At 56.3% G+C, this 22,314-nt stretch carries 22 protein-coding genes and 1 tRNA gene; 17 read left to right on the top strand and 6 right to left on the bottom strand.

Features of this window, described 5'->3' with window-relative positions; genetic code table 11:
* Positions 1-180: 180 nt before the first annotated feature.
* Entirely contained in the window at positions 181-1,542 is a 1,362-nt protein-coding gene (locus tag AC2FJF_RS08400) for a tetratricopeptide repeat protein (protein WP_496724570.1), read from the bottom strand.
* Between the two features lie 108 nt (positions 1,543-1,650).
* Between AC2FJF_RS08400 and AC2FJF_RS08395 the strand changes: the two genes are divergently transcribed.
* From AC2FJF_RS08395 to AC2FJF_RS08370, 6 genes are all read left to right on the top strand, one after another.
* Positions 1,651-1,959 carry a hypothetical protein gene (locus tag AC2FJF_RS08395; RefSeq protein WP_496724568.1) on the top strand — a complete coding sequence of 103 codons (309 nt, stop codon included), beginning with the start codon at positions 1,651-1,653 and terminating at the stop codon, positions 1,957-1,959.
* 4 nt (positions 1,960-1,963) lie between these two features.
* Complete coding sequence (gntH, locus tag AC2FJF_RS08390; RefSeq protein WP_496724566.1) at positions 1,964-3,418, top strand: guanitoxin biosynthesis MBL fold metallo-hydrolase GntH; 1,455 nt, start codon at positions 1,964-1,966, stop codon at positions 3,416-3,418.
* Between the two features lie 82 nt (positions 3,419-3,500).
* Positions 3,501-4,610 carry an HlyD family secretion protein gene (locus tag AC2FJF_RS08385; RefSeq protein WP_496724564.1) on the top strand — a complete coding sequence of 370 codons (1,110 nt, stop codon included), beginning with the start codon at positions 3,501-3,503 and terminating at the stop codon, positions 4,608-4,610.
* Between the two features lie 29 nt (positions 4,611-4,639).
* Positions 4,640-5,326 carry an ABC transporter ATP-binding protein gene (locus AC2FJF_RS08380; protein WP_496724562.1) on the top strand — a complete coding sequence of 229 codons (687 nt, stop codon included), beginning with the start codon at positions 4,640-4,642 and terminating at the stop codon, positions 5,324-5,326.
* Positions 5,326-6,729, top strand: a complete 1,404-nt coding sequence (locus AC2FJF_RS08375; protein ID WP_496724560.1) for an ABC transporter permease — start codon at positions 5,326-5,328, stop codon at positions 6,727-6,729. The genes AC2FJF_RS08380 and AC2FJF_RS08375 overlap by 1 nt, the downstream gene beginning before the upstream one ends.
* 18 nt (positions 6,730-6,747) lie before the next feature.
* Positions 6,748-7,401 carry a DUF3299 domain-containing protein gene (locus tag AC2FJF_RS08370; protein WP_496724558.1) on the top strand — a complete coding sequence of 218 codons (654 nt, stop codon included), beginning with the start codon at positions 6,748-6,750 and terminating at the stop codon, positions 7,399-7,401.
* 485 nt (positions 7,402-7,886) lie between these two features.
* Here AC2FJF_RS08370 and terL read toward each other — a convergent pair whose 3' ends face one another.
* From terL to AC2FJF_RS08350, 4 genes are all read right to left on the bottom strand, one after another.
* The gene (gene terL, locus AC2FJF_RS08365; protein ID WP_496724556.1) at positions 7,887-8,492 is read right to left on the bottom strand and encodes a phage terminase large subunit; all 606 of its coding nucleotides are present in this window, start codon (positions 8,490-8,492) and stop codon (positions 7,887-7,889) included.
* Between the two features lie 96 nt (positions 8,493-8,588).
* Positions 8,589-9,377 carry a hypothetical protein gene (locus tag AC2FJF_RS08360; protein WP_496724554.1) on the bottom strand — a complete coding sequence of 263 codons (789 nt, stop codon included), beginning with the start codon at positions 9,375-9,377 and terminating at the stop codon, positions 8,589-8,591.
* Positions 9,358-9,807, bottom strand: a complete 450-nt coding sequence (locus tag AC2FJF_RS08355) for a DUF5681 domain-containing protein (RefSeq protein WP_496724552.1) — start codon at positions 9,805-9,807, stop codon at positions 9,358-9,360. The genes AC2FJF_RS08360 and AC2FJF_RS08355 overlap by 20 nt, the downstream gene beginning before the upstream one ends.
* Before the next feature lie 90 nt (positions 9,808-9,897).
* Positions 9,898-11,193 carry a site-specific DNA-methyltransferase gene (locus AC2FJF_RS08350; RefSeq protein ID WP_496724550.1) on the bottom strand — a complete coding sequence of 432 codons (1,296 nt, stop codon included), beginning with the start codon at positions 11,191-11,193 and terminating at the stop codon, positions 9,898-9,900.
* Positions 11,194-11,650: 457 nt separating this feature from the next.
* Here AC2FJF_RS08350 and AC2FJF_RS08345 point away from each other — a divergent pair, with 457 nt between their 5' ends.
* Genes AC2FJF_RS08345 through AC2FJF_RS08335 form a run of 3 tightly spaced genes read left to right on the top strand, consistent with a single transcriptional unit; the run spans position 11,651 to position 13,970 of the window.
* Positions 11,651-11,881, top strand: a complete 231-nt coding sequence (locus AC2FJF_RS08345; protein WP_496724548.1) for a DUF3489 domain-containing protein — start codon at positions 11,651-11,653, stop codon at positions 11,879-11,881.
* On the top strand, positions 11,878-12,294 hold the full coding sequence (locus tag AC2FJF_RS08340; RefSeq protein WP_496724546.1) for a DUF2924 domain-containing protein: 417 nt from the start codon (positions 11,878-11,880) through the stop codon (positions 12,292-12,294). The genes AC2FJF_RS08345 and AC2FJF_RS08340 overlap by 4 nt, the downstream gene beginning before the upstream one ends.
* Complete coding sequence (locus AC2FJF_RS08335) at positions 12,291-13,970, top strand: recombinase family protein (protein ID WP_496724544.1); 1,680 nt, start codon at positions 12,291-12,293, stop codon at positions 13,968-13,970. Before AC2FJF_RS08340 ends, AC2FJF_RS08335 begins: the two co-directional genes overlap by 4 nt.
* A gap of 375 nt (positions 13,971-14,345) precedes the next feature.
* On the opposite strand, the gene AC2FJF_RS08330 is transcribed toward AC2FJF_RS08335, so the two are convergent.
* Positions 14,346-14,435, bottom strand: a tRNA-Ser gene (locus AC2FJF_RS08330).
* 202 nt (positions 14,436-14,637) lie between these two features.
* Here AC2FJF_RS08330 and AC2FJF_RS08325 point away from each other — a divergent pair.
* The 8 genes from AC2FJF_RS08325 (at position 14,638) to AC2FJF_RS08290 (ending at position 22,293) form a co-directional block, all read left to right on the top strand.
* The gene (locus tag AC2FJF_RS08325; protein ID WP_496724542.1) at positions 14,638-15,996 is read left to right on the top strand and encodes an SPOR domain-containing protein; all 1,359 of its coding nucleotides are present in this window, start codon (positions 14,638-14,640) and stop codon (positions 15,994-15,996) included.
* Positions 15,997-16,012: 16 nt separating this feature from the next.
* Entirely contained in the window at positions 16,013-17,179 is a 1,167-nt protein-coding gene (locus tag AC2FJF_RS08320; protein ID WP_496724540.1) for a D-alanyl-D-alanine carboxypeptidase family protein, read from the top strand.
* Complete coding sequence (tmk, locus tag AC2FJF_RS08315; protein ID WP_496724538.1) at positions 17,176-17,802, top strand: dTMP kinase; 627 nt, start codon at positions 17,176-17,178, stop codon at positions 17,800-17,802. The genes AC2FJF_RS08320 and tmk overlap by 4 nt, the downstream gene beginning before the upstream one ends.
* A 7-nt stretch (positions 17,803-17,809) precedes the next feature.
* The gene (locus AC2FJF_RS08310; protein ID WP_496724536.1) at positions 17,810-18,931 is read left to right on the top strand and encodes a DNA polymerase III subunit delta'; all 1,122 of its coding nucleotides are present in this window, start codon (positions 17,810-17,812) and stop codon (positions 18,929-18,931) included.
* Positions 18,928-19,734, top strand: a complete 807-nt coding sequence (locus AC2FJF_RS08305) for a TatD family hydrolase (RefSeq protein WP_472723325.1) — start codon at positions 18,928-18,930, stop codon at positions 19,732-19,734. Before AC2FJF_RS08310 ends, AC2FJF_RS08305 begins: the two co-directional genes overlap by 4 nt.
* Positions 19,731-20,528 (top strand): MBL fold metallo-hydrolase, encoded by a 798-nt coding sequence (locus AC2FJF_RS08300; RefSeq protein WP_496724534.1) that lies wholly within the window; start codon positions 19,731-19,733, stop codon positions 20,526-20,528. Before AC2FJF_RS08305 ends, AC2FJF_RS08300 begins: the two co-directional genes overlap by 4 nt.
* A gap of 63 nt (positions 20,529-20,591) precedes the next feature.
* Positions 20,592-21,524 (top strand): AEC family transporter, encoded by a 933-nt coding sequence (locus AC2FJF_RS08295; RefSeq protein WP_496724532.1) that lies wholly within the window; start codon positions 20,592-20,594, stop codon positions 21,522-21,524.
* 70 nt (positions 21,525-21,594) lie between these two features.
* Positions 21,595-22,293 (top strand): CbiX/SirB N-terminal domain-containing protein, encoded by a 699-nt coding sequence (locus AC2FJF_RS08290; protein WP_496724530.1) that lies wholly within the window; start codon positions 21,595-21,597, stop codon positions 22,291-22,293.
* Positions 22,294-22,314 lie beyond the last annotated feature (21 nt).

Genomic DNA, 22,314 nt, shown 5'->3' with positions numbered 1-22,314 from the left:
TGACTTCGGAGAGAACCAAGACCCCGGCGGACAACAAATCCAACGCCCTTGACAATACCGCGATCAGAGAACCGCTTTCGGCGTTCAATAAAACTACCAAGGTATGTTCGCTTGTGTTGGCGGTAAAACACACTTTACGTACGTGGGCCTGTCTCCAACCATGGCTCGAAAGGGTATATCTTAAAACCGCCATCCCGCATCCGTTAAGGCTGAAATCACCTCTTCTGATAAATCTGGACTGGAATAAAACACAGCTAGTACAAGATCTGGCCTGAACTCTGGCCAGGACTGTTTAAGTTGTTTTAGTGTTGCCTTTGCTTCTTCGAATTCACCCAAACTCTGATGGGCAGCCGCCAAATAAACCAAAGAGAGCGCGCTGACCGGGTCCCCATTGTCACTCGCAAATTTCAAAGACGCGATTGCTTCCCTAAACTCACCGATGTGAAAACTGGCAACCGCGTGAATGTTCCTGTGGGCAAACCGATGACTTCCTATCTCTCTGGGGTGGCTTGGGTCGCTGACGTCATACGCTTCTTCAAAGCGACCCATAACCAGTAGTATCACGCCGCGAAAGTCCAGAACGTTTCCGTCATTGGGTCGAAGCGACTGGGCGAGTGCTGAATACTCCAATGCTCTGTCATAGTCGCGAGAAACGTAAGATACCCATGCCATTGCCGATTGGCTCCAGCCGTTTGAGGGCGCAATGTCCACAGCTTTCTGTGCCATTTGTCCTGAATTCAGTATCAGCGCGTCACGCTCTTCCTCGCTTCGCGTTAGTAGAGCCTGGGTTCCCAGACTATGGGCCAATCCGGCATATCCACAGTAAAAATCGGGAGCCTCATTTATTGCCATTCTAAATATGTCGCTGGCCAGGATCTGGTTATCGATAGTTGCGATTGGAAAGAGCAGGCCCCGAGCTTGATCGCAGTAGTTTGACGCCTGTACTGCAGCGGGTGATTTAGCGGATAGAGCCTGTCGCTCAAGTGAGCGCGCGGATGTCTTTGGGTTTAGATCAACAATCTGTTCCATGCGCCCGCCCAAGATGTAAGCAAGAGCAATGATACCTATGGTGACAGCAGGGATGCCAATCAGCCAGGGTAATCCTGACCCGAATGGCGTGTGATCGACATTGCTCTGAATTGTACCAGAGCGGTCCTCGAACCAAGGCGCGTAGCCGCCGCTATCAATGTGAATGCGCAGATCGTCTCCAGCACCTGCCGTTTCATAGTACTGCTGAAGTTTCCGCCGTAACCGCCCCGCATCCACACGAACAACGTTGATGTGGCCGTCATCACTGGCAAAACTCTTGAAGTAAACATCCTGAGCGATTGTTTTGCCAAGAATAGCCTCGGATCTACCCGCAATGGCCTCTTCGACAACGTAGCTCAGAAAATTCCGAAGGCGTTCCGCCTTGCCAAATATGTCACTCGCCAATACCTGGTCCAGCGCGTACTTCACACGGGTCGCGTGACGTTCCGGATCAATGGTCAATTCTCTGTCGGGCATCTGAAACTTCAAGTTTCTCTGTATTTTCAGCTCCATACTGTCAAATGAATATTTGAATGTCACCCTAATTTCACGGTGTAACCCTTCCGCGTTGCGCGATGTGCCCTCAGCCTGGTGCCTAGAGATGGACTAGGCGCCAGGGCAATGACGGACATCAACTTACTAGAGCTCGCTTTTCCGGACCAAATCAGCCGCATCCGCGTCATGCGAAAGAACCATCGTGGATTCGAGGCACTTTGCGATGACTTCGAGTTGCTCTCAACCGAGTTGGAGAGGGTCCGGAAGGTCAATGAGCAGACGTCACCATGTCTGATCGATCCTGTCACCGAAAGCCTAGACGGGCTGGCCGAGGAAATCGCCGAGCATCTCTCTCGATTCACCAATTCAGAGATTGTCCCGAAAGCCATTTCAGAAGTGGTTCCCATATTCACCCAGGCTCGAACAAAGGACTGAAAATATGCTGCAAGACAGACAGAGGAAGTCAATTAAGTCACTCAGCGCACTCGCCGTCGCAGCGACATTGTTCGCCACAAATGCGTTCGGTCAGGCTCCTCCGGTACAGGAGCCCTCATCCCAAGAAGATATTGAGGCCGCACTGACTGGCGGCGTCCCAATGGGACGTTGGAAAGAGGGTCTGACCTTTGAGGGCATCTCTCCTCAACCGTGGTTGAAAAGTGCGGCGAACTGGTTCCCACGCACAGAAGATGTACAGCCCAACGAGATGAGAATTATCTTCATGGGATCTGCCCCGTTCATTCGCCCTGGGCAAATGAACACAGCAATTCTTGTTGAGCTGGGTAACGGTAAGATTTTCATGTTTGACATTGGTGAAGGCTCACCAGCGAACATCATTGCCAGTGGATATGCACTGAATGAAATTACCGATGTTTTCATCACGCACCTGCACGTGGACCACTTTGGTGGGCTGCCGTACCTGTGGATGTTCGGAACCTGGGCAGGTGGATGGCACGAGCAGTTGACGGTCCACGGCCCATCCGGCCGCACCAAGGAGTACGGCACCGCAACGATGGTAGAAGGCATGAAAATGATGACCGGCTGGCACCGGGATGCGTTCAGCGTCTTTCCCGTTGGCAAAGGTTGGGACATCGAAGTCAACGAATTTGATTTCCGTGACAATGGTGGCGTGATCTATGATGAAGACGGGGTCAAAGTCACACACTGGCAAAGAAGCCATGCCAAGGACGGTGCGTCCGGATACCGGATGGATTGGAATGGCATGTGCTTCATCTGGACGGGTGACGGTCGACCCAACATGATCGATGTTCCTTTTGCCAAAGGCTGTGATGTCTTCGTCACGGAACAGCAGCAGGAAATCATCGAAATCTCATCCGGAGTTCAAGGCGTGCCGCCATTCCTCGGGCGGTATACCGTCGATACCCATCACACGCCCAGCTATGCGGCCGGCTACATTGCCAACCTGGTGCAACCCAGGCTTTTGATGAACACTCACATGAGCTATGACCCCTATCAGATCGAGGAAACCGTAGCGGAAATCCGAGAGCATTGGAAAGGCCCCTATCACTTTGGAGCGCCTGACGGGATCGTTGTGAACGTCACCAAAGATCAGATATGGGTTCGCGAAGGCATATTGCCCGAGTTTCCAAACTCACGTGCGCCGCAGTTTGACTTTAGCAATGGTCAATTGATCGTGCCGAAGCCACCCCATCGGCGCGAAGACATTCAAGAACCCTACGTGCGCGATATGGAGATCGATCCTAAGCTGTACTATCCCGAGGGATATCATCCTGAGCTGCTGACAGAGTGGCCAGTTGATGACGACCTTGTTGTTCCTCTGGAAGCGCTTCCCGAAAATCTGAAAGAGAGTATGGGCGCGGCGTGGCGCCATCGTGAAGCCAACCGCAAAGTGTTGGAAGAGCAAGGTGACAACTAAGTCATCATGACAAACAGGGCGATCACTCGTAAGTTTGGGTGGTCGTTCGAATTTTCCGGAAACATCACGAAGGAATGAAGTCTTGTTAATCGTACTCGGCCTCTACTTTGGAATAGTCTGGCTGGTCTTTTCCAAGTTTCACCTTCTCCCCTGGAATGGATTCTGGAAAACTCTGGTTTACGGTGTAGCCGCTGTTATCGCTCTGGTGGTCATCGGTGCGCTGAACCACTCAACTCCGACTGGCCCGGTATCCATTCAGGGTGTTTCAACGAATATTGCTCCGAACGTGGCGGGCACGGTTACAGAAGTCGTTGTGGAGCCAAACCAGGAAGTCGCAAAGGGCGAGACCCTATTCCGGATAGATAATGAGGTTTTCAAAGCCGAGGTTTCCCGGCTCGAAGCTGTCCTGGAAACTGCAAAGTCATCTGCCGACCAACTGGTATCAGATTTATCAGCTGCCGAGGCCGAGATTGAATCCTTGACTGCTCAGCTGACTTTCGGAATTCAGCGTCGTGATGACATCATCCGTTTGGAAGAACGCGGGGCTTCAACCACGTTCCAACTGCAAGAGGCTGTCTCAACCATCGACCAGTTGACCGCGAATATCCGCGCAGCAGAAGCCCGGAAGACAAGCCTTGAACGGCGTATCGCCGCGAAGATCGACGGGCGTGACGCAGGTGTTGTGGAGGCCGAGCAGACACTTGCGCAAGCTCTTTGGGATTTAGAGCAAACAGTTGTAAAAGCGCCGGGAAACGGCGTTGTCACGGCTGTATCACTCCGACCAGGCAACCGCGCCACTCCGCTACAAGGGGCAATAACTTTTGTCAAACCTGGGGACTATGCAGTAATTGCAACTCTGCCCCAATCCAGTCGCGCTAATGTTTCGGTCGGTGATGAAATCCGGCTGGCATTTAGAACGGAACCCGGTGGAGAAATTACCGGCCGTATTTCCGATTTTCCGGTCGGAACTGTCGAAGGTACTGTTGATCTTAGATCAGGCCTTCCCTCATTGCGCGAACTAGCCGGGATATCCAGCTACATCGTATTGGTTGAACTACCTGCAGACGCAGACAATAATTACTTGCAATTTGGAACGTCAGGAACAGCTTTGGTCAAGACAGACAAAGCCGGAGCCATTGGTGTTTTGGCAGAGATCCTTTTCTGGATCACTAAAAAGCTCAATTATCTTTGAAAAACCAAGCCAAAGCATCTGTGTCATCAATGAAAACTGTTGAACTCAAATCCTTGGTGTTTCGGTGGCCCGGTCAACCTGACCCGGTTCTCTCAGTCGATAGCTTCGATCTTAAGGCCGGGGAAAGTGTGTTTATGAAAGGCCCCAGTGGCAGCGGAAAGACCACATTGCTTTCGGCAATTGCTGGCGTGATCGATGTACCGCAAAGCGCGGTTCGCGTTGCAGGCACGGATGTCGGGGCTTTGGCCGGAGGTGATCGTGACCGTTTTCGCGTGGATCATTTGGGGATTGTTTTCCAGGTCTTTAATCTCTTGCCTTGGCTCAGTGCGCTTGAAAACACGTTGCTGCCCTGCCGGTTTTCAGCGCAACGGCGCAATCGGTCGGGGCCAGACCCCAAAGCTACCGCAACACGGTTGCTAAGTGAGCTGGGTCTCGAGGATGCTGAGCTGATCAATCGACCTGCCAGCGCACTGAGTGTTGGGCAGCAACAACGCGTTGCGGCGGCGCGTGCTCTGATAGGGGCGCCTGAAGTGGTTTTGGCGGATGAACCCACCTCGGCTTTGGATGAGGAAGCGAAAGACACGTTTGTCCAGTTGTTGTTGAAGGAATGCAAAGCATCAGGGGCGAGTTTGTTATTTGTCAGCCATGATCGCAGCCTGGAAAAACACTTCGATCGGAGCGTTGACTTGCCGATGCTGAACGCGGGCAAAACGTGATGTTCAATCTTTGTTATAAAAGCCTTCTCAATCGCCGCTTCATCGCTGCGTTAACTGTTCTTAGCATTGCCTTGAGCGTGGCTTTGATTGTTGGGGTTGAACGACTGCGAACAGAGGCACGAGCGGGTTTTGCCAATTCTGCATCAGGGATCGACCTGATCATTGCGGCACGCGGAAACGATGTGCAGATCCTGATGGCAACGGTTTTTGGTGTCGGCACAACTGGCGTTGGTATCAGCTGGGACAGCTACGAGATGATCGAAGATCTGCCCCAGATAAGCTGGACAGTGCCAATCATGATGGGTGACAACCACCGAGGATATCCCGTGATCGGAACGTCCGAGCAATATTTTGACCACTTTCGTCATAGTGGCGGCCGGCAACTGATATTTGCTGAAGGTGTTCCGTTTAAATCTCCAGATGGCGCAGTGATTGGAGCAAAAGTTGCTCAGGCTTTCGGGTACACGTCAGGTACTGAAATCGTGAATGCCCATGGCTCAGGGGAAGTTGCCTTTGATGTGCACGACGAAGCGCCATTCACAGTGACCGGCGTGCTGGGGCATACCGGGACGGCCGTCGACAGAATGGTTTTTGTCTCACTCGAGGGTTTTGACGCCTTGCACGAAGAACCTGCAACAGAGGTTGCGGACCCATTCGTTTTGATCGAAGCACCAGAAGTCGCCGGAGAACACGAAGACCATGACCATGTGGAGTTAGACGAGCCTGACGAGCACGAAGAAGGGCATCAGGAACATGACGACCGTCATGCTCACGGAAGCGGCCATGAAGACGAGGGGCAAACTGTCACGACCTCTGACGGGCACGATCACGATAGCCATGATCATGAACCGGGGACCATCAACGCGATTTTTGCCGGGCTGAAGGAGAAAACGGCGGTGCTTTCAGTTCAACGGCAACTGGCAGACCATCGCGACGAGGCACTGACCGCTGTTCTTCCTAATGTTGCGCTGTTGCAGCTTTGGTCGATTACCAGTACGGTCGAGACTGCGCTGCGTCTGATGGCAGGCGCTGTGGCAGTGGCTGTAATGATCGGCATGGTGGTCATGTTGTCTGCTTCGCTCGACAACCGGCGGCGTGAATTTGCGATCCTTCGATCCGTGGGCGCAACACCAGTCGGCGTGTTTTCCCTGATCTTGCTTGAAGCCGTTTTACTGTTGTTGGCCGGCATCGTGCTTGGAGTAATCGCACTCAGCGCTCTCACGCTCGTGATAGATCCGATTCTTGCCGCAAATTTTGGGCTTCGCATCGGTGTTGGCCTGCCGAGTTTTCGCGAGGTTCTTCTCATAGCCCTCGTTTTCTGCTCTGGTCTTCTTGCCAGTATCATACCTGCGTTAAGGGTGTACTGTATGACGCTATCAGACGGACTGTCGGTGCGGCTTTAAATAAGAGGATCCGCTGAAATGAAGACCATTGCGCATTTTCTGAATATCTTATTCGCCCTTGCGATTGCGGGGCCTCTTCTAGCAGCGGATCCACGCAACATAAGTTGGCAGGATCTCCTTCCTGAAGAGCGGCCCTACCACGATCCTTTTACCACCCTAGAATATTCTCAGGTCAATGCGTTGGCCATGCTTTATCGGATTGAGGTTCTGCATGCGGACACTGCGGATGACGAGAAGCGCGCCGAAGCGTTTCAGATACGCGAAGACCTCGTATCTCAAGGCCTTGACCCAGATTGGTTGTTTGAACAACGCGAAATTGTGATGAACCAACGGTTGATTGCCGCGCGCGAACCGAACCTTGACCTTTTGGGAGAGAACGTGCGCCTTCCCGGCTATCTCCTTCCCCTGGATATTGTCGACCAGAAGGCGGTCGAATTCCTTCTGGTTCCGACAGTTGGAGCCTGCATTCACACACCACCACCTCCAGCCAATCAGATGGTTTATGTGCGATACGAACAAGGCTTCGAAATCGATGAGTTATATAAGCCAGTCTGGATAAGCGGAGAAATGCGGGCACTCCGTCGATCCCAATCGCTCAACTATGTAGATGGCCAAGCCAATATCGAAACTTCATATGCGATGGATGCGCTGGCAGTAGAAATCTATGACTGATCAGCCAGACTAGGGGCCCGTTCTTCGGCTTCGCCGGAATACATATTTGCCCCCTTGTAGCAGAATCGTTGGTTCGTGCAGATATGACGCTGCAAATCTCATCTGAAGCTCCTTAATGATCAAAACGGCGACTTTTTGACATGATCGGCCAATTTGTGATCACACCATTCTGCGCGTACGGGTTTCACAAGCACACCCGGCAACGCACGCTGGTTAATCAGCTTATCATAAGTAGCGAGAACTCCTTTTCATTGCTCTTGATCGATCATGTTGTCTTTTTGACTTATTGATCAGAGTTCTTAATTGACTCGCATACCGCGCTTGTAAGCCGCCATTCGTGCGTGTCGCAGCATCCGTTAGTTTGGGCTCAGCGCAGACATTCGCTGCAGTTAGCCCTAACGGCAGCTTCGCGCTTCATCGCAGACGTTCGAGGTCGAAGATTTGATATACAACCCCAGGTCGCTGGAAAGCGCCCTCGCGTGGTGTCAGAACCGCATGCGATCTTCCCTTCTTGGTCGTTCGGGTCGATAGTTGCCTTGGCGCCGGCCAGTGTAAGGATCTGTATCGAGATATGTCCCTTGGCTACGACGCATGTATTCGGCGAACTGGGTCAGCGCATCCACCTGATCATCTTTAAGTGCATCCGGAAACCCCAGCAGTTCCCTACGGAACTCATCAAACCAGGGCTTGTCCGTAGGGATGACTAACTTGCCAGATTTAATCCAGTCGGTCTGTGGGATGAAGCGGTCCAGTTTGCTCATGACCACGTTGACGGGCATGTAAACACCTGCTGCGGTGCGTTTCGATTCATCCAGAAGGTGGATGCCCATGGCCGAGGACTCGATTAGGACCCGATCCGCGCGCCACTGTTTGCGCAATCGAAGAACAGCGTTCCGCACCTCAGTATAATTCGTTCGAGCACGAAAGACGTCGAGCAAATACCATCTCTCTTCATACGCATGCCAACCAAACGTCAGCCCCACCGTAAAGTCAGAACGCGGACCTTCCTTCGCCGCCGTATCCCAACTCTGAACGCGTCGTACAAACACGCTTTCATCCGGCAAGGTATCCACCAGATGCAAGTCGGACATTGAGAGAAATTCGTTTTCACCGTCTGTGGGGTTCTGTTGATACTGTGCTTGGAAGGCAAAATTGCCTATGTCGGCCTTGATCCGATCAAGAACCTCCTACGGTTCCCGCTCTGGGTTCAACAAGTCTCCTGGCCGACGCTTCAACACGCGATTGTTATAGAGCGAGATCTCTTCCGGGATCTCCGCGATCGACGGCAAACACAGATCGTCAAACGTGTCCTTTTCCAAAAGGTAGGCGGAGAAGTCATCCGGGTGCAATCGCTGCTGGATCGAGACAATACGGTCCGTGCGCTTGTCGTTCAGCCGTGAGAATAGGGTCTGGTCGAAGAAGTCACGCAACTCCTGCCGGTACGTATCGTGGCGCATTTCGGAGGGTTTACCCAGATCATCGATGATAATGAGGTTTGCACCGAAGCCAGTTATGCCGCCGCCAAGAGAGACCGATTTGCGCCCGCCTCCTTTAGTGGTTTTCATATGTTCGAACCGGTTGTGTTTGGGATCGACCTTCATCTTTGGAAAGCGGCGCTGATAAAACGGGCTGGTCACCAGCCGTCGAAACTGTTCGGCATGTTCGCGCGCCAGATCTTTGCCGTAACTGACAACAACCACTTTCTTTGTCGGATCGCGTCCAAGCTCAAAGGCTGGCAACAAAACAGATCCACAGATCGATTTCAGATGGCGAGGGGCTATCGAGATCATCAACCGTTGGCACTCACTGGAGGCCACACGCTGAAGGGCGTAACACATAGCCTCCAGGTAAGGCGCCCGGGCAAGCTTTTCGCCCGGACACAAGATACCAAAACTACCCGCAAGGAACGCGTAGAGGTTTTCGCGCATCGCAGCCTCTGCCAACCTTTTGCGATCATCAGAATTCAGGGCATTCATCGTCGATGCCTCCCTGGATGCTGGCAAAAAGCTGATCCGGATCGCTTCCAAACATATCCGCCAGCACTTCCAGGGCGGCCAGGTCTGAACCGGGGTCGGCCGCTGATGCACCTTCGCCACCCGCCAACTCTGCGGCGCGCGCCTCCTGAACCGCGGGCAACAGCTTCAGAACCCGGTCAATTGAACGCATCTCGCCTTTAACCGCCCCATTCACCAGCTGGCGCAGGATTGCCTCCAGCATCGTGACCTCGCGGCGTGATCCATTCTCGGTGATTGAGATTTTCCGAAAGAAGACCTCCTCAAGCATCGACCCGACATTTTTCGACGCTTTCGGCCGCCCTTTCGGATTGCCGGATTGGCCTTTCTTGAACTGGTTTGCTTTGGGCGGTTTGCCGTAGCCGACCTCATACTCTTTCGTATCGTCAGACATGACCCACCTCCTGTTCTGAAGTGGTGTCGTTGGCGGCAGAACGCGCATCGAACGTCTCGCCTGGCACCGCGTGCACGGCGCTCTCACCGGTCATCTTCTGCCAACGGCAGATAGCGACATCGACGTAAACAGAGTCGAGCTCAATGAGCCGCGCCCGGCGTCCGGTTTCTCAGCTGCCAGCAAGGTCGCGCCAGAACCGCCAAAAGTATCCAGCACAACTTCGCCGCGATGGCTCACATCCATGATGGCATCTGCCTCCAGTGCAGTTGGCTTTACTGTGGGATGATCCGCGAGATCATCCTCGCGCCCTGCCCCAAAGCTGTTCACACCGGCGTAATCCCAGACGTTGGTCCGGTTACGCCCGTGTTTTCCCAGCTCCACATTGTTGATATGCGCCGCACCTGGTTTCTTGAAGATGCAAACCAGCTCGTGCTTGGAGCGATAAAGGCTGCCCATGCCTCCGTTCGTCTTATTCCAGACGCAAAGATTGATGAGATCGAAACCGCCTGCCTTGCCCGTTGCAATCAGTTCTTCAATGTGACGCCAATCCATAAAGATCATCGCAATGCCCCCGTCTCGCAGACGGCCAAACAACTGGGTGATCATGCCTGAAAGAAAGCCGCGGAACTCGCTATCCGACATTTCTCTCGACGCCATGGCAAACTCGCGGTGATCGCCACCGGTGCCACAGCGGACATGCCCATTGACCGGTACGTTGTAAGGCGGATCAGTGAAGATCATCTGTGGTGTCTCGCCATCCAGCAAGGTGTCGTAGCTCTGGGCTTGCAAGGCATCCCCGCAGAAGATGCGGTGATCTCCGAGAAGCCAGAGGTCGCCCGGCTGCGTGATGACAGGTGCCGCAGCGTCCGGGTTGTCTACAGTTTCAGCTTCGGTCTCCGCAGCCTCGCTCGCAGCGTCGATGATGAAGTCGATCTCCGGCGTTTCGAACCCGGTGATATCCAGATCAAAATCGAGCTCGCCATCAAGGCTGAGATCCATCAGCTTGGCAAACTCGATCTGCAGCGCCGCCTCGTTCCAGTCCGACAATTCCGCCAGCTTGTTATCCGCAATGCGCAGAGCACGCACTTCTGCGTCTGACAAGTGATCCGCGACAACAGTCGGCACGGACGTCAACCCCAGGGCCTTGGCGGCCTCATAGCGGCCATGCCCCGCGATGATTGTGCCCGAACCATCCAACAAGATCGGTGTGACAAAGCCAAACTGGGCCACCGACGCTTTCAGCTTGTCGATATTCTTGGCCGCGTGCACGCGGTTGTTGTTGGCGTAGGGCTTGATCTGGCTGATCTGAGATTGGATGACTTTGTCCGCCATCCAGATCGGCGAGTTGGACGCCTGAACGTCACTTTGTGTTTTCTTGGCAGGCATAACCGCCTCCTTTCGTTTGACGCTCTTTAGCGTCGACAAGAAGGGATCGTGTTGGGAATTTGGAGAGAGCACGAGTAGCAACTCTCCGGACCAATCGATCCGGTTCGTTGCCCCTTCGAATGCTCTCTGCGGAAACCTGTGTTTCCAATGAGTGCTGCCTGCGGGAGCAGTTTCCCGCCCTGATAGTCCGGGCGATTGAGCCAAATGTAGGTGTCATCAATACGAGACGCAACCCCGAAACCAAAAGTAACCAAATCGTAACCAATTAAGATTGTTGACGAATAATCGGGGGTACAGCAGCAGCGCCCTGCAAAACACACCCCTTCTGAGGCTGCTCAAGAAAGGGCTGGACTGTTGCTATAAACCACGCATCACTGGTTCTACGCCCGAGCCATTCGGGCGCTCCTCGGTACCGGGGTTCGGCATCTCGCTGACCCAAGATCAGAGGAGACAATACATGTCCAAATCCAAACAAACCAAAATTGACAAGGTACAAGCCTTGTTGCGCCGCCCGAGTAGCGCCAGCCTTGAGGCGTTCTGCAAAACAACAGGGTGGCAATCTCATTCGGTCCGAGCGGCTCTAAGCAGTCTGCGGAAGAAAGGCGTCACAATTGAACGGCGGACATCCGACAAACCACATGGGCCTTCCACATATCACCTGACGGTGGGAACAGGAGAAGAGTCATGACCACGACTAGCGATGTCGCCGATCTCGCCGCCATGGGTCGATCGGATCTGGTCACGATTTGGCAACAACTGTTTGATCAACCCACCCCGGCCATGCTCAGCCAACCCTTCCTGCGCCGTTTTATCGCCTTTGAGATGCAGTTCCGCCGTCATGGCGGGCTACCCCGGCAGGTCAAAGCCACGCTGGACAAGGGCGCTGAGAAGAAGCCCCGGCCTGCCTGTCCTACCCTAAAACCCGGTGGGCGCTTGCTGCGCGAGTGGAATGGCGTGACCCATATGGTCGATGTGACAGGGAACGGCTTCACTTGGAACGGTCGGTCCTATCGCTCGCTCTCCGCCATCGCCCGAGAGATTACCGGCGCGCATTGGTCAGGGCCGCGTTTCTTTAGGCTCAGCAGCAAGGGGGCCAAATGAGCCCGCGCCGCAAAATCCGATGCGCCATATACACGCGCAAGTCCTCAGAAGATGGTCTGGATCAGGACTTTAATTCCCTGGACGCGCAATATGAGGCCTGCGCAGCCTATATCGCCAGCCAGCGACATGAAGGCTGGACCTTATTGCCAGTCCGCTACGATGACGGTGGCCTGTCGGGCGGCACCCTAGAGCGCCCTGCCCTTCAGCGTCTTCTTGAAGAGATCGATGCCGGGCGTATCGACATGGTTGTGGTTTACACGATCGACCGGCTGACCCGATCGCTCGCCGATTTCTCCAAGCTGGTCGAACGGTTGGAGAAGGCGAACTGTTCTTTTGTCTCGGTTACACAGGCCTTCAACACCTCATCGTCCATGGGCCGGCTGACCCTCAATGTGTTGTTGTCCTTTGCCCAGTTCGAACGGGAAGTCACTGCGGAACGTATTCGTGACAAGATTGCCGCCTCCAAGAAAAAAGGGCTCTGGATGGGTGGTAACCTGCCCCTTGGTTATGACCGCCACCCCGATCCGAAGGCAAGAACGCTGGTGGTAGATGAAGAGGAGGCCAGAACGGTCCGGCTTCTCTTTGGTCTTTATGAGGAACTGGGTTGTCTGCGCAAAGTAGAAGAACGGGCAACAGCAGAAGGCCTCCGGTCAAAACGGGTCATTCGGACAGATGGCAGTGTGAAGGGGGATTTTCCGTTGTCACGCGGCCAGATTTATTACCTGCTGCGCAACCCGGTTTATCTCGGAAAAGTCCGCCACAAGGATAAGATCTGGAACGGACAACACCCGGCGATCATCGACCAGGGCGTTTGGGACCAGGTGCAGGAGAAAATGCGGCAGGCCTCCAATCGTTCCCGAGCACGCGACGGCTCCCATGCGTGTCAACACTCCACTGACCCCGGGGCCTGGCTCACCGGTCTGCTGCAGGACGAAACTGGTGATCGGTTGACGCCAACCCACACCACGCGCACAGGCCGACGGTTGCGCTACTACATCTCCAATCGACTGATCTCGGGCGGCAAGGATACCTCCGGCTGGCGACTGCCCGGCCCGGCGCTGGAGCACGCAGTCATTGATGTCATCGTTAGACATCTGCAAGACGCCGCCGCCGCGCATCAGGTACTGGCGCAGCCGGAGGCCGGGTCAGCGGAGGCGGTACAGACTTCAGTTGCGGATTTAGTAACCCGGCTTCAACGCCAAGCCGGTCAGGTCGGCGCTGCTCTTCTGGCCAAAGGCAAAATTGCACCAGGTCAGATCGACCTCGAATTGAACCCCAAAACTCTGGCAAGTGCAGTTGGCATTGCTGCGGACCATCTGCACCCGGATCTCACCCACGTCACCGCATCTTTCGGTCTGCGCCGCCGCGGCGTCGAGGCCAAGGTCATCGCCGGAGATATGGCACCCCAACCTGATGCCCACCTCCGGTCCATGCTGGTCCGCGCCCATGGCTGGGCGCGCGATCTAAAAGCCGGAGTTCAACTGATGGAGATCGCACGCCGCGAAAGCGTCCCCGGCGCCTTTATCCGTACCCGCGCTCAGCTCGCCTTTCTCTCACCGAAGATTCAGGCCGCGATTCTCGACGGCACCCAGCCGCCCGAACTCACACTCAAGCGTCTGGTCAGCAAGACCCACCCACTTGATTGGACCGAACAGGAGCGACAGCTCGGTTTCTGACACCTCCAGATCCGGCGTCCCTGATACAAGGTTCGCCCTCCCTGATCCGTCAGCACAATTCTCTGTTCCCACGAGAAAATTCCCTGTTCCACCTTTTAGGGAATTTGCAACATAAACCTCTGAAAAACATGCAGTTCCGATATGAGAAATGACGGAACTCAGACCTGTTCAACGAATATTCCGTGTAAATCGCCGCTTATCAGGGAAATCCCGCCCAAAGCGACCCCGCCGAAATGCGCCACTGAGACTGCCGCCGGAAGTGCGCTCTGAGTGTACGGTCTGCTCTGCCTCTGATTGAAAGCGCATGCTCCAACTCGCGGGAATTGCGGCACAATTCCGGGTCAGAAAACACAACTAAACTGAGACGGGTATGAGTGGCGGGGAGACAGGGATTCGAACCCTGGGAACGCTCTCACGTTCAACGGTTTTCAAGACCGCCGCATTCGACCACTCTGCCACCTCCCCGCGTGGGGCCGGGTCTAAGGCCATAGCGAACCGGTGGCAAGACCAAATAGGGAATTCTTGCCGAAGCGCCTGCTGCGGTCTTTCCATGACACTTTGGCCGCGTTATGATCCGCAGGAAAGACCGAAGCAGGCTGGCAATACAGAACCAGCAATCGGCAGCGGGTCTCGGGAAACGAGGCCCAATCAGGCAAGGGATGACAAGATGAAGCGAGCGACAGAGACACGCGCACATCCGCGAGCGTTAGCGGCTTTGGCCGTTATGTCCGTGGTTTTGGCTGGTTGCGATGAGGTGCTTTCCCCCGACAATGTCTCAGCAGATAGCCAAAGTTCTGATACCCAAGCAGACGGCCGGACCGACCTTTTCCCCATTCCTGACGGTAGCCCGAAAGATGATGTCGAAGCCCCTGAGGTGTTTCAGCTGTCTGAGCCAGGCTTATGGGACGGCCGCCCGTCATTGGGGGGCATTTGGGTTGCCCACCCGGATGTGACACAGCCCGAACGTGTGCGCGTCAAAAATCCCAAGAACAACAAAACGGTCACTGCCGCGCTGTTCCGCCGCGAGCGAAACCTGCCGGGACCCGAACTGCAGCTTTCCTCTGCTGCGGCCGAAAAGCTGGGTATTCTGGCTGGTGCACCTACAAATGTTGATGTCGTCGCCCTGCGTCGCAAGGCGCCCGAACCGAAGCCTGAGCCGGTCGAAGAAAAGCCCGCAGCCGAAGAGACCCCTGTCGAAGAAACCCAAACCGCAGCAGCGGATGAGTCCAAGACCGTCATCGCCGAAAATGAGGCCGCGGAAGCTGAACAGCCAGCCAAGCTCAAGTGGTGGCAACGCAAAAAACCTGCTGCAGCGGCCGGTGCCGCGACTGCGGCTGTTGTAGCCACAGATGCCGAGACCGACACGGCAACCGACACAGCGGCGGAAACAGCCACCGAGGCGGTCGAATCCGCTACAGAGACTGAAAAACCGGCCAAGCCCAAATGGTGGCAGCGCAAAAAACCTGCCGCGGCGGCCGGTACCGCGACTGCAGCGGCCGTGGCCGCTGATGCCGCAACCGATACGGCGACCGACACAGCGACTGAGGTGGTCGAAACGACGGCAGAAGCAGCATCGGCTTCACTGGTGGACCCTGAGGTTACCCCCCCGACTGAACAACCAGCCAAACGTAAATGGTGGCAAAAGAAGAAGCCCGATGAAATCACCGAAACGCCGCTGGACCCGATCGCGGGCGCGGCTGCGGCGATTGACGCAGCCGAACCCACACCGGTCAACACCCCCTCTGCCACAACCGCCGACGCATCGGTAGCCTCCGCGGCCACGGTGTCGTCTTTGTCAAAGCCGTTTGTTCAGGTCGGCACTTTCGGGGTTGAAACCAACGCCAAAAGCGCTGCCAACAAGATCCGCCGCAACGGAATGCCTGCCGAAGTGCGAGAACTGACCTCGGACGGCAAAACGGTCTGGAGGGTCCTGGTCGGCCCAGCAACGTCGCGTTCGGAACGCAATGCCATGCAACGCGATGTCAAAGACTTGGGCTTTAACGACGCGTTCACCGTCAAAAACTGAAACAAAGGAGGCCCCCATGCTGTCCTCACTGCGATCATCTGTTTTGACCCTCGGGCTGGCGCTGATTGCCCTGCCCGCACACGCTTTCGACACAACCGCCCGCGCGGCCTATGTGATCGATCAGACGACCGGAACGGTTCTGCTGTCAAAAGAAGCCGACCAGCCCCTGCCGCCTGCGTCGATGTCCAAACTGATGACGCTCTACGTCGCGTTTGAGGCGCTGCGCGATGGCCGCCTGACCCTGGGTGAAACTTTGCCCGTGTCGGAGCACGCCATGAGCTATGGTGGCTCGACCATGTTCCTGAACACGCAGGATCGTGTCAGCGTCGAGGATCTGCTGCGTGGCATCATCGTATTGTCTGGTAACGACGCATGCGTGGTGATTGCCGAGGCGCTAAGCCCTGATGGGACCGAGGCCGGGTTTGCCCGCTACATGACACAGCGCGCCAAGCAGATGGGCATGGACAACTCGAACTTCGCCAACTCGAACGGATGGCCGGCGGCAGGCCACATGATGTCGGTCCATGACCTTGCCGTATTGGCCAACCGGCTGATCAGCGACTTCCCCGAATACTACCCTCTGTTCGCTGAAGAAGAGTTTGAATTTGATGGCCGTGCGCCGTCGAACAAACGCAACCGCAACCCTCTGCTGAAACTGGGGATCGGGGCCGACGGCCTGAAAACCGGACACACGCAAGAGGCAGGCTATGGCCTTGTCGGTTCGGCCAAGCAGGGCGACCGTCGTGTGGTCTTTGTTCTGACTGGTCTCGACAGCACCGCCCGCCGCGCAGAGGAGGCTGAGGCCGTGGTTAACTGGTCGTTTCGCAATTTTGTCGAGAGGACCATTGCCGACGCCGAAACGCCAATAGCCGAAGCCCAGATTTGGATGGGCGCCGAAAAAACTGTTGGGCTGGTGCCCGAAGGGGATCTGACCCTGTTGTTCCCTGTTCTCAATGACAAGAATGTTGAGGCCGAAGTCGTCTATGAAGGTCCGATCAACGCGCCTGTGGAAGAAGGGCAAAAACTGGCTGAGCTGGTGATCACACCAGAAGGCTTGCCGGAAATCCGCCGCCCACTGTTCGCGGCCAAAGACGTGCCTGTTGGCGGGTTTGTCGTGCGCATAAAAACCGTAGGCGGTATTGTTCTGGAAGACGTGATCGGCAATCCGCTGGAGGCAATGTGACGAAGGTTGGGTTGTTTCTGACCTTCGAAGGCATTGACGGGTCTGGGAAATCATCACAAGCGCGCATGCTTGCAGATCATTTGCGCGGCCTCGGTCACGATGTGGTTCTGACCCGCGAACCCGGAGGGTCCGCAGGCGCTGAAGAAATCCGAAGCCTCGTTCTGGAAGGCGACCCGGATCGCTGGTCAGCGGAAACGGAAATTTTGCTGTTCACTGCTGCGCGCCGTGATCATCTGGAACGCACGATCAGGCCCGCGCTGGCCGAAGGCAAAGTTGTGATCTGTGACCGTTTCGCTGACAGTACCCGCATGTATCAGGGCCTGTCGCGCGGCGATCTACGCGGTTTGGTCGATCAGCTGCACGACCTGATGATCGGACGCGAACCCGATCTAACCGTCTTGATCGACATGGACCCCGAAACCGGCCTGTCCCGCGCAAAGGGGCGTCAGGGAACAGAAGAACGGTTCGAAGATTTTGGTCTGGATCTGCAGCAGCAGATGCGTGCGGGGTTTCTGGCCCTCGCGGATGAATTTTCCGACCGTTTCCGCGTGGTTGATGGCAACCGGGACATGGACAGGGTTGCACAGGATGTGACAGATATCGTTCTGCAAGCTTTGCGATAGACGATAGATGAGCGACGACACCCCAACCCCGGATCAGGCACCTGGTGCCCCACACCCGCGCGAGACACTGCGCCTGTTTGGTCAGGACGCGGCGGAACAGGCTTTTCTGAGCGCCTACACCTCGGAACGTCTGCACCACGGCTGGTTGATTACCGGTCCACGTGGCGTTGGCAAGGCGACGCTGGCCTGGCGGATCGCACGGTTTCTACTGGCAACGCCTCCGACCGAGGAGGATGGGCTGTTTGGCGCACCGCCACCGCCCGATAGCCTTGAGATCGATCCGGAACACCCCGTCGCGCACCGTATTCAGGCTGGGGCCGAGCCCGGCTTGGCGGCAATTACCCGATCTCTGAATGATCAGGGGCGGTTGCGTAGTGAGATTGTGGTTGATGATATCCGCAAGCTTGGCAAGTTTTTCGGCCTTTCCTCGACTGACGGTGGACGCCGCGTTGTGATCGTGGATGCCGCAGATGAGATGAATGTCAGCGCCGCCAACGCGCTGTTGAAAATGCTCGAGGAGCCCCCGGCCCGCACCACCCTGCTGCTGATCTCGCACCAGCCGTCGCGTCTGTTGCCGACAATCCGGTCGCGGTGCCGGACACTGCGCCTGTCTCCGCTGGGATCTGAGAATATGGAAGCCGCGCTGATGCAGACCGGCACAGAAATGCCGGGACAAGCGGATCATTTGGCTGCACTGGCTGCCGGGTCCGTGGGTGATGCGGTGCGCCTGATAAACCTGGGCGGGCTTGAGATTTACGCCGAGCTGATCGCCATTCTGGGCACCCTGCCCCGAATGGACCGTCAGCGCGCGCTTGCCTTGGCCGAGGCTGCTGCCCAACGTGGCGCGGCCGAGCGGTTTGAACTGTTACTGACGTTGATCGACGTCGCCCTGTCCCGGCTTGCGCTGACCGGTGCAACCGGCGCGGCCCCGATGCCCGAGGCCGCTCCGAACGAGGCAGAAACCCTTGCCCGCCTGTCTGCCTCACCGCAGCAGGCCCGCAAATGGGCAGAGGTCGCTGCAGTGATCACCGCACGTGCGCGTCATGGGCAGGCGGTGAACCTTGACCCTGCCGCTCTGGTCCTAGATACGGTGTTCAAGATACAGGAAACCGCCGGTCAGAGCAGATGAGCAATACGCCCGAAATCACCGACAGCCATTGCCATCTGGACTTCCCCGATTTCGAAGGTCAGCTGGATCAGATCGTGGCCAATGCTGCCGAGGCTGGCGTGACCCGCATGGTAACAATTTGCACCCGCTTGCGGAACGAACCAACCGTCCGCGCCATCGCCGAAACCCACGCGCCGGTCTTCTACGCGGCTGGAACGCACCCGATGAGTGCCGCTGATGAGCCGATGGCATCGGTCGATGAACTCGTCGCCTTGTCCCGGCACCCCAAATTTGTAGGTATCGGCGAAACCGGGCTGGATTATCACTATACCGCCGACAGCGCAGCGGTGCAGAAGCAATCCTTGCGGGTGCATATTGAGGCTGCCCAACGCACTGGCCTGCCTTTGATCATTCACGCCCGTGCCGCCGATGACGACATGGCCCGCATTCTGGCCCAGGAACACCGCAACGCGCCCTATTCCTGCGTGATGCACTGCTTTTCATCTTCTGCCGAACTGGCCAAAGCCGCCCTTGAACTGGGGTTCTACTTGTCGATGTCCGGCATCGCGGCCTTTCCCAAAAGCCAAGAGCTTCGCGATATCTTTGCCAGCGCCCCGGTCGACCGCATCCTTGTTGAAACCGACGCGCCATACCTGGCCCCCCCCCCGTATCGCGGCAAACGGAACGAGCCCGCCTATACCGCCCACACTGCGCGCAAAGGGGCCGAGGTGTTTGGGATGGACTACGCCGATTTTGCTGCCCATACGCAGGCAAATTTTGACCGGTTGTTCACCAAAGCAGCGACCTACAAGGCGGCTGCATGACCGAATTGCGATGCACCATCCTTGGCTGCGGATCATCCGGCGGCGTCCCCCGGCTGGGCGGGCATTGGGGCGATTGCGACCCCAAGAACCCCAAAAACATCCGTCGCCGCTGTTCAATGCTGGTGGAACGGGACGGCCCGGACGGTACAACCTCGGTGCTGATCGACACCTCCCCCGACATGCGCAGCCAATTGCTCGACAGCGGGACCGGGCGGCTGGATGGAGTGATCTACACCCATTCGCACGCGGATCATGTTCACGGCATCGATGACCTGCGTATGATCGTGTTCAACATGCGCGAGCGAGTGCCCGTGTGGGCAGATGGCGACACGCAGAACGCCTTGCTGGGACGGTTCGGTTACGCCTTTGTCCAGCCCGAAGGCTCGCCCTATCCGCCAATCCTTGACCTGAAGTCCATCGACGGCCCGTTCGAGGTAGACGGCCCCGGCGGCCCGATTCCGTTCCATCCATTCAAGGTCAACCACGGCTCGATCGACTCGCTTGGTTTCCGGATGGGTAACTTGGCGTACCTGCCGGATGTGGCGGAAATCTACGAAGAGGCCTGGCCGATGATGGAAGGGTTGGATTGCCTGGTCATCGACGCGCTGCGTCGGAAACCTCACCCGACCCATGCGCATTTGGAAAGGACGCTGGGCTGGATCGAACAACTGAACCCCAAGCACGCGGTCCTGACCAACATGCATATCGATCTGGACTATGCCACGGTTGACGCGGAAACCGCCGACAACATCACCCCTGCCTATGACGGAATGGTGATCCATCAGGCGCTCTAAGACCCCACGCAACCGACCTGAGACGCAGCAATTCTGCGTCGGCCCAGCCTGCAAAGCGGTGCTATGCTTCAAAGTCTGATCGACGTCATTCTACCGGTTTTCCTTGTGATCGGAGCAGGTTATGCCTCGACCCGGTTGGGGTATTTCAAGGAAATTCACATCGATGGATTGATGAAGTTCACCCAGGGCTTTGCAATCCCATGCCTGCTGTTCCTTGCAATCTCGCATCTGGATCTGAGTGCCAGTTTTGATCCTCGGCTTCTGGTCAGCTTCTACTCAGCAGCTGGATTATGCTTCACGGCCGGTCTGTTCGGTGCACGGTTTATCTTTGGCCGGGATTGGGAAGATTGCGTCGCCATAGGGTTTTGCTGTCTGTTCTCAAACTCTGTCCTATTGGGACTGCCGATTACCGAACGCGCCTATGGCCCCGAAAACCTGACCGGCAACTATGCGATCATCGCCTTCCATTCGCCCTTTTGCTACGGCGTTGGCATCACGGTGATGGAGGTTATTCGAAATCGCGGCCAGGGCGGTCCCCGCATGGTCAAATCCATCTTGTCGGCCATGTTCCGCAATGCACTAATCCTTGGCATCGCGCTGGGTTTTGCAGTGAACCTGACTGGTATTGGCATACCTGCGGTCGTGGACGAAGCCCTGGGCCTTGTGACCCGCGCCGCCCTGCCCGGGGCGCTGTTCGCGCTTGGCGGAGTGCTGGTGAAATACAAGCCCGAAGGCGACCTGCGCGCCATCGCCTTTGTTTGCGCGATATCACTGATGCTGCATCCCAGTCTTGTCTGGTTATTCGGCTCAACAGTTGGTCTGCCGCAGGACCTGTTCCGCTCGGGCGTGCTGACAGCAGCGATGGCGCCCGGTTTCAATGCTTACATCTTTGCCAATATGTACGGACGCGCAAAACGGGTCGCGGCCTCGTCCGTTCTGGTCGGAACCGGCGTCTCGATCCTGACAGTCTGGCTTTGGCTGACATTATTAGGATAGCGTGACGTCCCATGGATTGACTTTGCACCAGCCGGACACACCTAACTGAAAAGCCACAGGATACTCCTAAATGCCGCACGCCCTGATCGTCGCCCACGGCCAACCCTCGGACCCGGCCCCTGCTGAAGCGGCGCTAGCTTCCTATGCGGCAGAGGTCGATGCGTATTGCGATGGCGTCAGCGTTCAATCAGCTACACTTGCTGCGCCTGGAATGCTGGAGGCTCGTTTGGATGAACTGCCCGACGACACTGTCATCTATCCCCTTTTCATGGCCAAGGGGTGGTTCGTGACACGTGCGCTGCCCAAGCGTCTGGGTGATAGAAATATCCGAATTCTGGACCCGCTGGGCGTTGACTCTAAACTCCCCGCTTTGGCTGCGGGCGCGTTGCAGGATACGCTGTTGAGCAAGGGGTGGGACGCGGACAAAACCGATCTGGTTCTGGCTGCACACGGATCGGGTCGCAGCCGCAACCCATCAGCTGTCGCCATTGAATTTTCTAAGGAATTGGCCGGGTGCGTGACCTTCCAATCCATCCGCGTCGGGTTTGTGGAAGAGGCCCCGTCCATTGCTGAAGCCGCGACCGGGGCTGGCGATCAATCTCTGTGCCTGCCCTTCTTTGCTTGCACGGGCGGGCATGTTTTGGAGGACGTGCCACAGGAGCTAGAGCGAGCGCGGTTCAATGGGCACGTGATGCCGGTTGTCGGAGAGCTTCCCCCAATCAAACGCCATATTGCGAGAACTCTGACGCGTGCTTTTACGCAGGATTAGCCTAAATAACTGACCGCGTGG

Source organism: Ruegeria sp. CDSB013 (assembly GCF_059611165.1).
This window is presented reverse-complemented; position numbering and strand designations above follow the sequence as displayed.

What these genes read in the sequence shown, in the direction of transcription:
- AC2FJF_RS08375 (WP_496724560.1), top strand. Translation starts at nt 5,326, where the DNA reads ATGTTCAATCTTTGTTATAAAAGCCTTCTCAATCGCCGCTTCATCGCT.
- AC2FJF_RS08310 (WP_496724536.1), top strand. Translation starts at nt 17,810, where the DNA reads ATGAGCGACGACACCCCAACCCCGGATCAGGCACCTGGTGCCCCACAC.
- AC2FJF_RS08325 (WP_496724542.1), top strand. Translation starts at nt 14,638, where the DNA reads ATGAAGCGAGCGACAGAGACACGCGCACATCCGCGAGCGTTAGCGGCT.
- AC2FJF_RS08295 (WP_496724532.1), top strand. Translation starts at nt 20,592, where the DNA reads ATGCTTCAAAGTCTGATCGACGTCATTCTACCGGTTTTCCTTGTGATC.
- AC2FJF_RS08340 (WP_496724546.1), top strand. Translation starts at nt 11,878, where the DNA reads ATGACCACGACTAGCGATGTCGCCGATCTCGCCGCCATGGGTCGATCG.
- AC2FJF_RS08305 (WP_472723325.1), top strand. Translation starts at nt 18,928, where the DNA reads ATGAGCAATACGCCCGAAATCACCGACAGCCATTGCCATCTGGACTTC.
- AC2FJF_RS08290 (WP_496724530.1), top strand. Translation starts at nt 21,595, where the DNA reads ATGCCGCACGCCCTGATCGTCGCCCACGGCCAACCCTCGGACCCGGCC.
- AC2FJF_RS08350 (WP_496724550.1), bottom strand. Translation starts at nt 11,193, where the DNA reads ATGCCTGCCAAGAAAACACAAAGTGACGTTCAGGCGTCCAACTCGCCG.
- terL (WP_496724556.1), bottom strand. Translation starts at nt 8,492, where the DNA reads ATGTCCGACTTGCATCTGGTGGATACCTTGCCGGATGAAAGCGTGTTT.
- AC2FJF_RS08345 (WP_496724548.1), top strand. Translation starts at nt 11,651, where the DNA reads ATGTCCAAATCCAAACAAACCAAAATTGACAAGGTACAAGCCTTGTTG.
- AC2FJF_RS08300 (WP_496724534.1), top strand. Translation starts at nt 19,731, where the DNA reads ATGACCGAATTGCGATGCACCATCCTTGGCTGCGGATCATCCGGCGGC.
- gntH (WP_496724566.1), top strand. Translation starts at nt 1,964, where the DNA reads ATGCTGCAAGACAGACAGAGGAAGTCAATTAAGTCACTCAGCGCACTC.
- AC2FJF_RS08395 (WP_496724568.1), top strand. Translation starts at nt 1,651, where the DNA reads ATGACGGACATCAACTTACTAGAGCTCGCTTTTCCGGACCAAATCAGC.
- AC2FJF_RS08400 (WP_496724570.1), bottom strand. Translation starts at nt 1,542, where the DNA reads ATGGAGCTGAAAATACAGAGAAACTTGAAGTTTCAGATGCCCGACAGA.
- AC2FJF_RS08320 (WP_496724540.1), top strand. Translation starts at nt 16,013, where the DNA reads ATGCTGTCCTCACTGCGATCATCTGTTTTGACCCTCGGGCTGGCGCTG.
- AC2FJF_RS08380 (WP_496724562.1), top strand. Translation starts at nt 4,640, where the DNA reads ATGAAAACTGTTGAACTCAAATCCTTGGTGTTTCGGTGGCCCGGTCAA.
- AC2FJF_RS08335 (WP_496724544.1), top strand. Translation starts at nt 12,291, where the DNA reads ATGAGCCCGCGCCGCAAAATCCGATGCGCCATATACACGCGCAAGTCC.
- AC2FJF_RS08370 (WP_496724558.1), top strand. Translation starts at nt 6,748, where the DNA reads ATGAAGACCATTGCGCATTTTCTGAATATCTTATTCGCCCTTGCGATT.
- AC2FJF_RS08360 (WP_496724554.1), bottom strand. Translation starts at nt 9,377, where the DNA reads ATGAATGCCCTGAATTCTGATGATCGCAAAAGGTTGGCAGAGGCTGCG.
- AC2FJF_RS08355 (WP_496724552.1), bottom strand. Translation starts at nt 9,807, where the DNA reads ATGTCTGACGATACGAAAGAGTATGAGGTCGGCTACGGCAAACCGCCC.